10 protein-coding genes are annotated in these 14801 nt (G+C 70.8%); 5 read left to right on the plus strand and 5 right to left on the minus strand.

Going from position 1 to position 14801, the window contains the following annotated elements:
- The first annotated feature begins 375 nt into the window (after positions 1-375).
- Entirely contained in the window at positions 376-1026 is a 651-nt protein-coding gene (locus JM949_RS02540) for a response regulator (protein WP_203146843.1), read from the plus strand.
- Positions 1027-1047: 21 nt separating this feature from the next.
- Here the strand turns inward: JM949_RS02540 and JM949_RS02545 are convergent, their stop codons facing one another.
- The 3 genes from JM949_RS02545 to JM949_RS02555 are packed head-to-tail and all read right to left on the minus strand — an operon-like array spanning position 1048 to position 3086.
- Entirely contained in the window at positions 1048-1884 is an 837-nt protein-coding gene (locus tag JM949_RS02545; protein WP_203146844.1) for an ABC transporter permease, read from the minus strand.
- Positions 1885-1900: 16 nt separating this feature from the next.
- A complete protein-coding gene (locus JM949_RS02550) occupies positions 1901-2851 on the minus strand; it encodes an ATP-binding cassette domain-containing protein (protein ID WP_309231967.1) in 951 nt (316 codons plus the stop codon).
- Between the two features lie 13 nt (positions 2852-2864).
- Positions 2865-3086: an MbtH family protein gene (locus JM949_RS02555; protein WP_203146845.1), complete on the minus strand. Its 222-nt coding sequence runs from the start codon at positions 3084-3086 to the stop codon at positions 2865-2867.
- A gap of 354 nt (positions 3087-3440) precedes the next feature.
- On the opposite strand from JM949_RS02555, the gene JM949_RS02560 reads away from it, so the two are divergent.
- Positions 3441-4205 (plus strand): thioesterase II family protein, encoded by a 765-nt coding sequence (locus JM949_RS02560; RefSeq protein WP_203146846.1) that lies wholly within the window; start codon positions 3441-3443, stop codon positions 4203-4205.
- A 79-nt stretch (positions 4206-4284) separates the two neighbouring features.
- Here the strand turns inward: JM949_RS02560 and JM949_RS02565 are convergent, their stop codons facing one another.
- Positions 4285-10578 (minus strand): non-ribosomal peptide synthetase, encoded by a 6294-nt coding sequence (locus JM949_RS02565; RefSeq protein ID WP_203146847.1) that lies wholly within the window; start codon positions 10576-10578, stop codon positions 4285-4287.
- A 134-nt stretch (positions 10579-10712) separates the two neighbouring features.
- Here JM949_RS02565 and JM949_RS02570 point away from each other — a divergent pair, with 134 nt between their 5' ends.
- On the plus strand, positions 10713-11165 hold the full coding sequence (locus JM949_RS02570) for a hypothetical protein (protein WP_203146848.1): 453 nt from the start codon (positions 10713-10715) through the stop codon (positions 11163-11165).
- A 99-nt stretch (positions 11166-11264) separates the two neighbouring features.
- Here the strand turns inward: JM949_RS02570 and JM949_RS02575 are convergent, their stop codons facing one another.
- Positions 11265-12446 carry a cytochrome P450 gene (locus JM949_RS02575; protein ID WP_203146849.1) on the minus strand — a complete coding sequence of 394 codons (1182 nt, stop codon included), beginning with the start codon at positions 12444-12446 and terminating at the stop codon, positions 11265-11267.
- Positions 12447-12643: 197 nt separating this feature from the next.
- Between JM949_RS02575 and JM949_RS02580 the strand changes: the two genes are divergently transcribed.
- Together JM949_RS02580 and JM949_RS02585 are read left to right on the plus strand one after the other, a co-directional pair.
- Positions 12644-13657 carry a TauD/TfdA family dioxygenase gene (locus JM949_RS02580; protein WP_203146850.1) on the plus strand — a complete coding sequence of 338 codons (1014 nt, stop codon included), beginning with the start codon at positions 12644-12646 and terminating at the stop codon, positions 13655-13657.
- A 50-nt stretch (positions 13658-13707) separates the two neighbouring features.
- A complete protein-coding gene (locus tag JM949_RS02585; protein ID WP_203146851.1) occupies positions 13708-14646 on the plus strand; it encodes a TauD/TfdA family dioxygenase in 939 nt (312 codons plus the stop codon).
- The last annotated feature ends 155 nt before the right edge of the window (positions 14647-14801 follow it).

Consider the following 14801-nt stretch of genomic DNA (forward strand, 5'->3'; position numbering starts at 1 on the left):
GGAGTCGGGTCGACGATGGGATCGCTCAGCTGGACCTCGTGGCCTCGCCCCGGTGAGGGAGCTGACTCTGACTAGCGCGGGGCGTGTTTCCCTGGCTCATCGCCGCTCGTTCGGACGCCGTGGACCCCTCGAGAAACGGGCCGGGACCGGCCACAGTGACCTCGGCGGCACGCGTCGCCGGCGGTTGGTGAAGGGTGCTCGGGTGGCATCTCGGTCTTCCGGTCGGCCGGACGAGGGAAATGGGCAGGGTAATTCTGCTCAGCGCTACTCGTGGCCTACTACGGCAGATAGAAAGCCTGAATCCGGGCGGCGCGACGGGTCGCCGCCAGAGCCTGGCGACGGGTTTCGCGGGTGCGGTGATGGAAGGATGGGGTCATGTCGATTCGGATCCTGATTTGCGACGACCAGGAGAGCATCCGTAGCGCTTTCCGCATCATTCTCGACGCGCAGCCGGACATGACGGTGATCGGAGACGCGGCGGACGGGCTCACCGCGATCGAGCAGGCCCGCCATCTGCGCCCCGACGTGGTCCTGGCCGACATTCGCATGCCGGGGGCCGACGGGCTGCACGTGACCAGGGTGCTGGCCGGCCCGCAGGCCACCGACCCGATGCGGGTCGTCATCGTCACGACGTTCGACCTCGACGAGTACGTGCACGCCGCGCTTCGGAACGGGGCGTGCGGATTCCTGCTCAAGCGGTCCAGCCCGGCCCTGCTCGCCGAGGGCGTGCGGGCGGCACACGCCGGCGACGCCCTGATCAGCCCGCAGGTGACGACGCGGCTGCTGCGCAGTCTGACGCTGCCGGAGGCGCGCGGCGGATCGCCGGCCGAGGCGTTGACCGAGCGCGAGTCGCAGATCGCCCAGATGATCGGGCAGGGCCAGACCAACGCGCAGATCGCCGAGGTGCTGTTCCTCTCGCCGGGCACCGTGAAGAACCACACCGCGGCGATCCAGCGCAAGCTCGGCACTCGGAACCGGGTCGGGATCGCCATCTGGGCGTACGAGAACGGCCTCGTCACCGGATAGCGGCCCAGCTGGGACGAGCGGTCACCGCCCGGTTCGATCGAGCCCGCGCGCGGCGAGCACGCTGCAGACCGCGGAGAGCACCAGACAGATCGCCAGCGTTCCCACCACGCTGGTGCCGACCGGGCGACCGAGGATCAGGCCTCGGGCCGCGTCGATGCCGTACGAGAGGGGGTTGACCGTCGCGACGGCACGCAGGTAGGTCGGCATCGAGGCCACCGGCACGAAGGCGCTGGAGGCGAACTGCAGCAGCATGGTGATCAAAATCCCGCAGGCCTGCACGTTCTCGGAGCCGCGCAGCCACGTCGCCAGTGCGAGGAACAGCCAGCCGAGGCTCCAGCCGACGGCCAGGGCCAGCAGCATGGCCACCGCGGTACCCAACAGTCCACCCGGTGGGTCGAACCCGAAGATGAGCAGGGCCATGATGATCATGACGGTGAGTTCGAGCGCGCCGCGGGCCAGGTCGGCGATGCTGCGGGCGGTCAGCACGCTGAACGTCCGCACCGGCATCGACCGGAACCTGGCCAGCACACCGTTGCGCATGTCGCTTGTCATACCGACGCCCGCCTGCGCGGACACCGTGGTCGCCGTGGTGAAGAGGATGGCCGGCACCAGGTAGTTGATGTAGGAGACGTCGGGCGGAAAGAGCGGCGTGTCGGCCATGCTGCGGAACACCTGGCTGAACAGGCCCAGCATGACAAAGGGCTGGATCAGACTGACGACCAGCCGGCTCGGTCGCAGAAAGACCGGACGCACCGCCCTGCCCGCGAGGATCACGATCTGCGTGCCGACCCCGCTGCCGTGCCAGGCGGTGGCGCTCGGCGCCGGTCCTGTTCGGACGGGCTGGACGGTATCAACCACGATGCTCTCCCGAAGGTCAGACAGACACTTTGTGCTCGTCGGCGGCGAGCGCCAGATAGACGTCGTCGAGCGTCGCTTCGGTCAGCGCGACCTCGGCGGGCTCGATGCGCGCCTCGCCGAGGAGCCGCACGATGGTCGACAGGTCCTGGAAGCCCTGGACCGGCACGATGAGGCTGTCCCGGCTCTCGTCCAGCGCCGGGGCGAGGCCGCCGCGTTCGAGGACTGTCCGGGCGTCCAACGCCTCCAGGTTCGTGCGGAGCCGGGCAGTGACGGTACGCCGGCCCAGGCCGGCCTTCATCGCCGCGGACGTGCCCGCGGCGACCACCCGACCGTGCGACAGCACGACGATCGAGTCGGCCAGTCGGTCGGCCTCCTCCAGATACTGGGTGGTGAGCAGGATGGTCGTACCGTCCCCGACGAGTCGCTGGACCACCGCCCACATGGCGTTCCGGCTGACCGGGTCGAGCCCCGTGGTCGGCTCGTCGAGGAAGACCACCTCCGGCTGACCGACGAGGCTGGCCGCCAGATCGAGCCGGCGGCGCATGCCGCCGGAGTATCCCTGCACCGGCCGGGTCGCGGCGTCGGACAGGTCGAACGCCGCCAACAGCTCGTCGGCGCGCTCGCGGGCCTGCTGGCGGCCGGCGCCGAGCAACCGGGCGATGAGCACCAGGTTGGCCATGCCGGTGAGGTCCTCGTCGACCGAGGCGAACTGTCCGGTGAGGCCGATCCGCTGGCGTACCTTGCTGCCGTCACTCACCACGTCGTAGCCGGCGACCCGCGCCGTACCACTGCTGGGCGTGATCATCGTGGCCAGGATGTTGACCAGGGTCGTCTTTCCCGCGCCATTGTGGCCCAGCAGGCCGAGCACCGACCCGCGGGGCACCTCGAGACTCACCGAGTCCAGTGCGGTCACCTTGCCGAACCGCTTTCCGACATCGAGCGCCTCGATCATGAGGTCGCCGATCACGGTAGTTCCCCGTTCACGACTGGGCCGCGCCGTCCATGGCGGCGATCAAACTCTTCGGCCGCATGTCGGTCCAGTTCTCCTCCACGTACTGCAGGGCCGCCGGGCGCAGCACCGGACCGTGCACGACCGTCCAACCCTGCGGCACCTCGGCGAAGACCGGCCAGATCGAGTGCTGGCCCTCGTGGTTGACGAGGACGTGGTAGTCGGCGCTGTCGTCTTCGAACGGGTTGCTCATCTCGCTCTTCCTCTCATCGAACGTCCGCGACCGGACGAGCCGACCGGCTCCACGGACAACGAACCGGGTGGAACACCTCGGTCGCGAGGGCGCCGCCGGTCGCACCCGGAATTACGTGTACGAAAAGCTTCGGACGGCAGCGGGAACCTGGCGAAATTCTATTCGTCGCACCCCTCGGTAACCAGAACTGAGGGATTCGAAGCACCTATATAGGAAACTTCGAGGCAGCCTGGCGACGGCCACCGTAACGAAATTGTGAAAACCGGCTTGCCCCGACTCGAGCCGTGCTGTTGCGTCGGTTTCTGGCCATAGTCCGATCCTCGGGCGTCTCAGGGAGGGCCGATCGTGAGAAGCATGACAGGGGCACGGGTGATACGCCCCGCGCCCCGACCAGACGCCGACCGGGTGCTCATCTGTCTGAGCTATTCCGGCGGCGGTACGGCGAAGTTCCGATCCTGGGCCGCGGCGACTCCGGACCATGTGGAGGTCGCCGCGGTCTGCTACCCCGGCCGGGAGGGCAGGTTCACGGAGCCGTTCGCCCGGAACTGGGACGAGTTGCTCGACGATGTGATGACGGCGATCCGGCCGCTGACCGACCAACGCCCCTACGTCCTGTTCGGGCACAGCCTCGGCGGCTGGGTCGCCTTCGACGCCGCACTGCGGCTGGTCAGGTCGGGTGCCCGGCACCCGTCCGCCCTGGTCGTGTCGGCCTGCGAGGCGCCGGTCGACTGGCATCTGCGGCAGTCCCGGACCCCGCACCCGGACGACTCCGACGAGGCGTTGCTGTCCTGGATGCGCCGGGTGGGGCAACTCTCGCCCCTGGTGCTCGCCGAGCCGGACCTGCGGGAGATCGCCGTCGACCTACTGCGCGCCGACATGCGGGTCAGTCGCTCGTACCGGCACCGGCCCGGGGATCTCGTGACCGTGCCGGTCCAGGTCCTGCACGCGGCGCACGACCCCGCCGTGAGCGCCGAGGCCGCCGGTCGCTGGCGGCTCGTCGCGGACGGGCCCATCCAGATCGAGGAGCTGCCCGGCGAGCACTTCTACACCGATGCGGTCTGGGCCACGCTCCCCGAGCAGATCGCCGCGCTGGCCCCCGCGCCGGCCACCCCGATCTAGCTCCCCGACCTCGAACTCCCGCCGGTCGACGACACCGGTCGGCCCCGGCCTCGCAGGCCGGGGCGACCGGTTCATCGCGTTACTGGAGACTGCGCCATTCGGCCTCCAGGGACTCGATGTCGTCCTGGGACAGGTCGACCAGGGCGAGGTCCGAGGGGGTGTACCCACCGGCGCTCGGGTCGAGGCTGTGCCGGACCAGGCCCTCGATCGCCGCGAACCAGTCCTCGGCGATCTCCTCGATGTCCGCGCGGGCGAACAGTGCCGCCGGGAACGTCCAGGCGGCGGTCAGTCGGCTACCGTCCGGCGTGTCCTCGACCAGGGCGTTGATCTCGATCGGATGCGACACCGGCATGGTGTCGGCCACTCCGGAACTCAGGTGCATGGCGTCGGCCAGCGGCACCCACGGTGCGCTGCCGTCGCCGGTGGCGAGCCGACCGAGGTAGTTGAAGAGGATCTCCGGCGCCGGCAGCTCGGCCAGTTCCTTCCCGGCCGCCGGGTCCAGGAATCGCAGCAGCCCGAAGCCGACGCCGCCACCGGGTACGTCCCGCAGGCGTTCCTTGACCGTCCGCAGCGCCCGGCCGGCCGCCGCTCCCCCGGCGAGGAACTCGTCGACGTCGACCGGACCGGGGTCCAGCCGAATGGGATACATCGCGGTGAGCCACCCCACGGTGCCGGTCAGGTCGAGGTCGTCGGCGAGGCCGTCGCGGCCGTGCCCCTCGACGTCGACGAGCAGGCGCGCACCGCCGGGCAGCGCATGCCGGGCCCGCCAGCGCGCCACCGCGACCGCCAGCGCGGTGAGCAGGGCGTCGTTGACGCTCGCGTGAAACGCCTCCGGCACCCTGGTCAGCAGGTCGGTGGTCAATGGCACGGAGAGGGTCTGGTCGTGGCGGAGCACTGTGGCGGCGACGTCCCGCTCCGGATCCGGCGCCACGGCCGTCAACCGGACGGTGGGACCCCGCAACGTCTCGCGCCAGAACGGCAACTCCGCGCCGGCCCGGACGACCCGATCGTCGAGCCCACCAGCCCAACGACGCAGCGAGGTGGGGACCGGCGGAAGCGCCGGCTGGGCACCGGTCGCCAGCGCGGTGGTCGCCGCCGCCAGCTCGGACAGCAGGAGCCGGACCGAGACCCCGTCGACGGCCAGGTGATGCGCGACCACCAGCAACCGGCCGGGCCGCGCCGGACCACCGTCGAACCAGACCAGGTCGAGCAGGATCCCGTCGGTAACCGACAACCGGCCGGCCGCCAGACCGACCTGCTCCTCCACCAGGCCCGCCCAGGCCGCCTCCGGCACCTCCCGGACATCGATTCGGCGTACCAGCGGCGACGCCGGCACCCGATCGCGTTCCTCGACCCGGAGCGTGACGTCACCGGGTGAGCTGGCCGACGCGCGCAGGCGCAGCGCGCCGTGCCGGCGGAGCAGCGCCCGCACCGCGCCGGACAGGTGCTCCTCGCGTACCCCGGCGGGGGTCGCCACCACGACCGCCTGGTGAATTCCGTCGATCGGTCCGCCCCGTTCCAACAGCCAGTGCACCATCGGAGTGAGTCGCAGCGGTCCGGCGTCGTCGTCGTCCGGCACGGCCGCTGCCGCCGGGTCCTGCCGCTTCGCGTTCGCCCGTTGCACCGCCAGGGCGGCCAGGGCGGCGACCGTCCGATGCTCGAAGACATCCTTCGGCATCAGGTCGAGGCCGTCCTGCCGGGCCCGGGCAACGAGTTGGAGCGACACGATGCTGTCGCCGCCCAACTCGAAGAAGTTGCCCTCCACGTCGAGGTCCTCGACGCCGAGCAGGTTCCGGAAGTGCGTGTGCAGGATGCGCTCCTCGGCACCGTCGACGGCCCGACCGCCAGGTGTCCGCTCGTTCTGCGGGGCGGGCAGGGCCGCGCGGTCGACCTTCCCGTTGCCGGACAGCGGCAGGGCGTCCAGCTCGACCAGGACCGCCGGCAGCATGTACTCCGGCAGCCGCGCGGCCACCTGCTCGCGTACGGCGTCGAGGTCGATGCGCGCACCGGCGCGCGGCACCAGATAGCCGACGAGTCGGCGCAGGCCGGGCTGGTCCTCCCGAACGGTGACCGCTACCGCGCCGACAGTGGGCACCTCGGCGAGCGCGGCTTCGATCTCGCCCAGCTCGATCCGGAAACCCCGGAGTTTCACCTGATCGTCGTCGCGTCCCAGGTAGACCAACTCCCCCTCGTTGGTCCACCGGGCCAGGTCACCGGTGCGGTACATCCGGTCACCCGCGGGCCCGAACGGATCGGCGACGAATCGCGCGGCGGTCGCCCCCGGCTGGCGCAGGTACCCGCGGGCCAGCTGATGGCCACTGATGTAGAGCTCGCCCGCGGTGCCGGTCGGTACCGGGCGCAGGGCCGGGTCCAGCAGGTACAGCCGGGTGTTGAAGGTCGGGCGGCCGATCGGCACCGCGCCCGGCGGCGTCGGGGCGGCCGGCTCGGCCCGATAGACCACACATCCGACGGTCGCCTCGGTCGGACCATACTCGTTGATCACCGTGAGGTCCGGGTACCGCTGACGCAGCTGCGCCACCGCCGGCCCGAGCAGTTGCTCGCCACCGACGACCAGTTCGCGGGTCGGGGCCAGGTCGTCCTGGGCCAGCGCGAGCAGCGTCAGGTGCGCCGGGGTCACCTTGCCGAACGGTGGGCGGACGCCGGTCTGCTCCTCAAGCTCGCCTACGCGTACCCAGCCGCCGCTGGTCAAGGGCGCGAACAGGCTGGTGACGGTCAGGTCGAACGACACCGGCGAGTGCAGCAACGCGCCGCCCGCGACCGAGGGGTACCGCTCCCGCGCGTACTGCAGGTACTGGGCCACGGACTGGTGCTCGACCACCACACCCTTGGGCCGGCCGGTGGACCCGGAGGTGTAGATGACGTAGGCGGTACCCGACAGGCCGGTCCGCTCGGAGCCGTCGGCGGGGTCCGGCCGCCGGTCGGGCAGGGCGGCCAGTCGTTCGACGGTGCCCGCCGCGTCGAGGACGATCGTCTCCGCTCCGGTCGCGGGCAGGCCGGCGACGTCGTCACGGGTGAGGACCAGCGTCGGTCGGGCCTCCGAGAGCACCTGTGCCAACCGTCCGGCCGGGTGGTTCAGGTCGAGCGGTAGGTAGCCGCCGTCGGCCTTGAGCACACCCAGGATCGCCACCACGAGGTCGATCGACCGGGGCAGCGCCAGCGCGACCAGGGACTCGGTGCCGACGCCCGAGGCCCGGATCAACCGCGCCAGGCGGTTGGCGCGCCGGTCAAGCTCGGCGTAGTCGAGCGTGACCTCACCACAGCTCAACGCCGGGGCGTCCGGGGTCTTGGCTACCTGCTTCTCGAAAAGCTCCACCACGGAGGCGGTCGGTACCGGCCGCGCGGTGTCGTTGACCTCCACCAGCAGGTGGTGCCGCTCGCCGGGCGTCAGCACGTCGACGCCGTCGATCGGCCGGTCCGGGTCGCCGACCACCGCGTCGACGACCAGCAGCAGGCGACGGACCAGGGCCTCGGCGGTGGCCGGGTCGAACAGGTCGAGGCTGTACTCGAGCCGGCCCAGGATACCGGCGGGCGTGCCGCCGTCGCCGGTCTGCTCCTCGAACCCGAAGAGCAGGTCCACCTTGGCGGTACGCGGGTCGATCTGCTGTGGGCGGACGGTCAGCCCGGGCAGCGACACCTCGGTGCGGCTGGCCTCCTGGATGTCCAGCAGCACCTGGAACAGCGGGTTGCGGCCGAGGACACGCTCCGGGTTGAGCGCCTCCACCAGCAGGTGGAACGGCACGTCACGGTTGGCGTACGCCTCCAGGTCGTTCTCCCGCACCCGGGACAGCAGATCCGCGAACGACGGACTCCCCGACGTGTCGGTGCGGAAGACGAGGGTGTTGATGAAGCAGCCGATCAGGTCGTCGAGGGCGTCGTCGGAACGACCGGTGACCGCCATGCCGAGCGGGATGTCGGTGCCGGCGCCCACCCGGGTCAGCGTGGTCGCCACCACCGCGCGTAGCACCATGAAGAGACTTGCCCGCCGTCCGAGTCCCAGGGCCACCAGGGCCTGGTGGGTCTCGACAGGTATCTCGAACCGAGCCGTACCGCCGGTGTAGCTGTTGCTCGCCGGTCGGGGGCGGTCCACCGGCAGGGACAGCTCCTCCGGCAAGCCGGCGAGCGCCTCCCGCCAGTACCCGAGTTGTCGCGCCAGCGGGCTGGCCGGGTCGTCCTCGCTGCCGAGCACCGAACGCTGCCAGAGGGCGTAGTCGGCGTACTGGAGGCGAAGCGGCACGAACGCCGGCTCCGCGCCGGACACCCGGGCCCGGTACGCGTTGGCGAAGTCGCCCGCGAGCGGCGCCAGTGACCAGCCGTCGGCCGCGATGTGGTGCACGACGATCAGCAGCACGTGCTCGTCCGGCCCGAGCCGCAGCAGATGACCGCTGAGCGGCAGGTCGTGGGTGAGGTCGAAGCCGACGGCCACCAGCTCGGTCATCGCCTGGTCCAGGCCGCTCTCGTCGACCTCGATCACCGGGACCGGCAGCGAGATCGCGTCGGCCGCCAGGATGTGCTGCGTCGGCCGGCCGTCGTGCTCGGGGTAGACAGTGCGCAGGCTCTCGTGCCGTCGTACGACGTCCGTCAGCGCCGCGGTGACCGCCTGTCGGTCCAGGTCCCCGGAGAGCCGCAGGGCGAGTCCGGTGCTGTACATGCCGTTGCGCACGTCGGTGCGGTTGATGAACCACAGGCCCTGCTGCAACAGCGACAGCGGAAGCCGCTCGGGTCGGTCCATCGGCTGCGGTGTGGGTCGGCTCGGCGCCTCGGCGGCGAGATAGGCGGCCAGGCCGGCGAGGGTGCGGTGCTCGAAGATGGTGCGCAGGGTCAGCTCGACGCCGAGTTCGGCGCGGACCCGGCTGGCCAGCCGGATCGCCGTCAGGGACTGCCGCCGAGGGTGAAGAAGTCGTCCTCGGGCTCGACGGCCGGTCGGCCCAGCACCTCGGCGGCCAGGCGGCACAGCGTCTTCTCCTGGGCGCTGCCCGAGGCGACGCCCGGGGGCTGGCCGCGCCGCCCGAGCGACCTGCGCGACGGCAGCCGGCGGCGGAACCGGCGCGCCGAGAGCCAGCTCCGTCAACGGTCGGTCCAGGTCGGCTCCGGAGGCGTCCCGCAGCACGGTGAGCAGCCGGTCGCGGTGCTCGGCCAACACGTCCGGCGGATACATCGCGGCGTTGGCGTGCAGGTCCAGGTTGATGCGGGTACCGGCACGCCCGTCGATGACCACCATCAGGTCGTCCTCCGCGCCGACCTCGTTGGCCAGCACCGTGGCCGGATGCCCGCCGAAGGCGAGCTGCTCGCCGTACAGGAGCAGGTTGACCTCGACCGTCCACAGGCGCTGGCGCTCCCCCACCAGCCCGAGGTCCCGATGCAGCCACTCCTGGCGGTACCGCTGGTGGCGGAGCGCCTGCCGCAGCTCCACCGCGACCTGCCCGATCAGCGTGCGCATCGTCGTGCCCGGCGGCACCGGCAGCAGCAGCGGCACGGCGTTGGAGACCATGCCCGGCACGGTGCGGCAGGTCGGGCCGGTTCGGGCGGTCACGGCGAGCCCCAGCACGACCTCCCGGCGACCGGTCATCAGGTGCAGATAGGCGGCGATCGCCGCGATCGTCACCGTGGGCCAGGCAGCCCCGCTGGCCCGGGCCGCGTCCTTCACCCGTTCGACGTCGACGGTCTCCAGCACGCCGGTGCTGCGCTGGTGTGCCCGGGTCGGGCCGGCCGGCTGCGGGGCGAGGCTGGCCGGCGGGTCGACGTCGGCGAACCGGTCGACCCAGTAGGCGCGGTCCCGCTCCCTCACCGGGTCCGGGTAGTCGGCGTCCCACTCCACGAGGTCGCGCAGCCCGCCGGCAGGGGCGGGTGGGACCGGTTCGCCGACGACCAGGGCGCTGTAGACCGCCGCGGCGCGGCTGAGGATCAGCGCGGCGCTGTAACCGTCCAGGATGATGTGGTGCAGTCGCATGTGGCAGATCGACGACTCCGGGCCGGTACGCAGCAGCGCGAACGAGAACAGCGGACCCGTCAACACGTCGACCGGCGCGGACGACGCGGTCGACATCCACGCGCACGCCGCCGCTCGCGGGTCGGCGTGCTCGCTGAGGTCGAGGCGGGTCAAGGCCCAGTCCATCCGGGGCAGGACCCGCTGCCGGGCCTCGTCGCCGTCGACGACGATTCGGACCCGCAGCGCGTCGACCTCGGCGACCACCTGACGCAGCGCCTGTTCGAACACGTCCGGATCGACAGGGCCGTGAATCTCGATCGCTTCCACGAGATTGAAGAGCGGATTGTCCGGCGCCACCTGCTGCGCCAGCCAGATGCCGGTTTGCGCGGCGGTCAGGGGCAGACTGCCACTTCCCAGATCGGACATCGCACACTCACCTCATGTTGCGAGTAGGGGGCTGGCGGAGAAAGTCAAGCAACGGTGAAAATCTCCGGCTACGCCAGTTCGAGAAGCTTTATCAACGATCGATGGCGGAGCCCACCCCGCCACAGACTGGGACCATGTCGAAACCTGCCACCGTGACACTGCTGGACCAGTTCATCCCCGAGTGGGACGTGCACGAGCATCACCGGCTGCGCATCGACGCCGACGTGGAGCGGGTGATGACCGCCGTCACCGAGGTCACCTGGGCCGAGGCGTCCCTGGCCCGGGCGCTGTCCGGCCTGGTCGGCAACAAACTGCCTGCGGACAAGCCCCTGATCGACACGTTCGGCGGTCTCGACGGGGCGCTCGCCCGCGCCTCGGACGAGCTGGTCTTCGGCGCGATCAGCCCGATGCGCGGCGACGGACCGGCGCACAAGAACCTGGACGCGGAGGCGTTCCGCACCTTCGCCGAGCCCGGGTTCTCCAAGATCGCCTTCAATTTCCGGTTCGCGGATGGCGAACTGACGACGGAGACCCGGGTCGGGCTGACCGACCCCGGGTCCCGCCGAAAGTTCCAGTTCTACTGCTGATCATCCGCGCCGGCAGCGGACTGACCCGCATCTCGATGCTGGCCGCCGTGCGCCGCCGGGTCCGGGAGCAGCAGCCGACGCACTGAACCACAGCCGGGCTCAGGCCCGCTTGACCACCACCGGCAGGACCCGTGCCCCGTTGATGCCCGGGTTGGGGAACCACTCCAACGGGCGCTCCTCGTCGAGCCGGATGTCGGCGTACCGGTCCAGCACGTGCTGAAGCGCGATCTGGCCCTCCATCCGGGCCAGCGGGGCACCGAGGCAGAAGTGGACGCCATGGCCGAAGGAGAAGTGCCGGGTGACGTTCGTCCCGACGAAGCGCTGCGGGTCGAACCGCTCCGGCGACTCGAACGCCTCGGGATCGAAGTTGGCCCCGATGAGCCACGCGGTGACCGGCTTGTGCGCCGGAATCGTCACCCCGTTGACCTCGACGTCGGTGGTCGTCAGCCGGGCCGCGATGGTGAACGGCGGGTGGTAGCGCAGCACCTCCTCGAGCACCGGCGGGATCGCGGTCCGGTCGGCCCGCAACTGGTCGGCGAGCCCGGGTTGCTCGTGCAGCACCCGGACCGTGCTGCCCAGCAGCAGGGTGGTGGTGACGTGACCGGCCAGCAACAGGATGATGAGGAAGGTGACGATCTCCTCGTCCTGGAGACGCTGCCCCTCGACCTCGGCGCGGACCAGGCCGCTGATCATGTCGTCCCGCGGCGTCTTACGCCGGTCCCGAACGTGCTCCCGGAAGTACTCCCCGAGTGGCGCGACCCGCTCCTGCGGCGAGAGCCCGGGCCCGGCGCTCGGGTCGTCCATCGCCCGGGGGTCGAAGATCCTCTCGGTCAGCGTGCGGAACAGGTCACGATCGCTTGTCGGCACGCCCAGCATCTCGGAGATGACGATCACCGGCATCGGGTAGGCAAGCGCCGACACCAGGTCGAACCGCTCCTGGTCGTCGACCGCGTCGAGCAGCTCCCGGGCCACCTCGTGCATCCGGGGCTCCAGCGCCGCGACCGCCTCCCGGGAGAACGCCTGGCCCACCAGGCCGCGGTAACGCCTGTGCATCGGCGGGTCCATCGTGGTCAGGTTGCCGACGCTGAACGCCGAGTCGCCCGAGGCGTACTCGCCGAAGTCGGCCGCGAAAGTGCCGTAGTCGGTCAGCATGCGCTGCACGTCGGCGTGCCGGAACAGTCCCCACATTCCGGTCCGCTCGTCGTACGCGACCGGGTTACGGTCGCGCATGCGGTTGGCCCAACTGACCAGCACCGGCTCGCCCTCGGTCGGCATCGGCATCGGCTCACTCAGTGAATGGTCAACCATCTGGATCCTCCCGGAATGTACCCGGCCAATCGACCGAGGCAACGCCTTCCTATCAGTGGACCCGGAAGTCGCCCCGGCTCAATTTCAATTCCTCTAATGCGCCGGATCGGTAACTCGTAAGGCTCATACAGTTGGCGCGATTTGTCACCGAGATCGCAGTGAGGTAGCACATGACCAGCAGCCAACAACTGGCCGATGACGTACTCGCCTCGCTCGATGTCGGCGCGCAGGCCGAACTCGTCGAGCACAACGGCACCCGGTTGGTCCGGGTGCACCCGGACGGCGATCCGCACGCGTGGCTGGCGGAGCACGTCCCGGACATCCGCAGGGCCCTGCTGAACTACGGCGCCGTCATGGTCAAGCAGGTGCGGACCGACGACGACGCCCACCTGGGCCGGGTCGCCGAGCTCATCGGCGGTCCCACCCTCGACTACACCGAGCGCTCCACGCCGCGCAGTGTGGTGAGCGGCAAGGTCTACACCTCCACCCACTACCCGGCCGACCAGTCGATCCCGCAGCACAACGAGAGCGCATACTCGATCAACTGGCCGGACAACGTCTTCTTCTACTGCGCCCTGGCCTCGGAGACCGGCGGCGAGACGCCGATCGCGGACAGCGCGGCGGTGCTCGCCAACATTCCGGCGGACGTGGTCGAGCGGTTCAGCACCCACGGCGTCATCTACACCAGGGCGTACCACGAGGCGGTCGGCCTGCCCTGGCAGGAGGTCTTCCAGACGTCCGACCGCGACGAGGTCGAGGCCTACTGCGCCGCCAACGAGATCACCACCACCTGGTCCGGCGACATGCTGCGCACCACGCAGCGGCGTCCCGCCGTGATCGACCACCCGCTGACCGGCCGTACCGTCTGGTACAACCAGGCGCACCTGTTCCACGTCAACAACCTGCCGCGCGCGGTGCGCGACAGTCTGCTGAGCATCTACGACGTCGAGGACCTGCCCCGGCACGCGTACTGCGGCGACGGCACCCCGATCACGGACGACGAGTTCGACGCGATCACCGCCGCGTTCCAGCCGCCGGTGCTGGCCGAGCCGTGGGAGACCGGCGACCTGCTGGTGATCGACAACGTGCTGGTGTCACACGGCCGGCGGCCCTTCACCGGTGACCGTCGCATTCTCGTCGCGATGACCAAGCGTCCCGCCGACGCGACCGGTTGGCCCCAGTGACGACCGGAACGAGTTCTGCTGTCCGGTCCGAGCACGCACCTCCCGGCGCGGTGCCCGTCCTGGTGGCACCGGACGGCGCCGGGAGCGCATGGGTCGAGCAGCGGCGGACCGAGATCCGTGCCACAGTGGCCGAATCCGGGGCGGTCCTGCTGCGCGGTCTCGGTCTGGCCGACGTCGCGCAGGTGACCGCGGCCGCGACCGCGCTCGCCGACGAGCTGGCCGTCGAGCGCGAGGGTTTCGCCAAACGGGTCGAGCACTCCCCCGGCGTGTACTCCTCGTCGGTGTGGGCGAGCGACCTGCCCATGTGCATGCACCACGAGCTCAGCTACGCCCGGACGATTCCGCAGCTGATGATGTTCGGCTGCCTCCGGCCGGCGGACAGCGGCGGGACCATCGGCCTCGCCGACGGCGCGGCGATCGCCCAGGCGCTGCCGACCGCGCTCGTCACCCCGTTCGTCCGCGACGGGTGGCTGCTCACCCGCAACTTCTACCCCGAGGCCGGCCTGTCCTGGCAGGAGGCGTTCGGCACGACCGAGCCGGCCGAGGCGGAGGCGTACTGCCGGGACAACGGCATCATCGCCGAATGGCGTGCCGACGGTGTGCTGCGCACCCGGCAACGACGCGCCGCGGTGGTCACCCCGGCCGGCCGACCGGATCCGGTCTGGTTCAACCAGATCGCGTTCCTGAACCGGTGGACCCTCGACCCGGACATCCGCGACTACCTGGTCGGCGAGTTCGGCGTGCACGGCCTGCCCGTCGACACCGCCTACGGCGACGGCCGCTTCATCAACGCGCCGGTCATCGAAGAGATCAACGCGGTGTACGACAGCCACACCGTGCAGGTGCCACTGCGGGCCGGCGACCTGCTGGTCGTCGACAACCTGCGGATGACGCACAGCCGCGAGGCCTACACCGGTCCCCGCGAGGTCGTGGTGGCGATGGGCGACCCGACCGACCGGGCCGGCTGGGATCCCGCCTGGCAGCGGTGACCCGCTGACCACCGAACGCGCCCCGGGGCAGTTGCCCCGGGGCGCCGTTCTGTTCGCGTCTTCCGTTCGCCGCCGTGCCGATCGGCCGGCCGGTCACGATCCGGGACCTCTGGGCCGGCTGGTGCGGCCCAGAGGTCCCGGCGCGACCGCGACGC

The organism is Micromonospora tarensis (genome assembly GCF_016803395.1).
GTDB lineage: Bacteria > Actinomycetota > Actinomycetes > Mycobacteriales > Micromonosporaceae > Micromonospora > Micromonospora tarensis.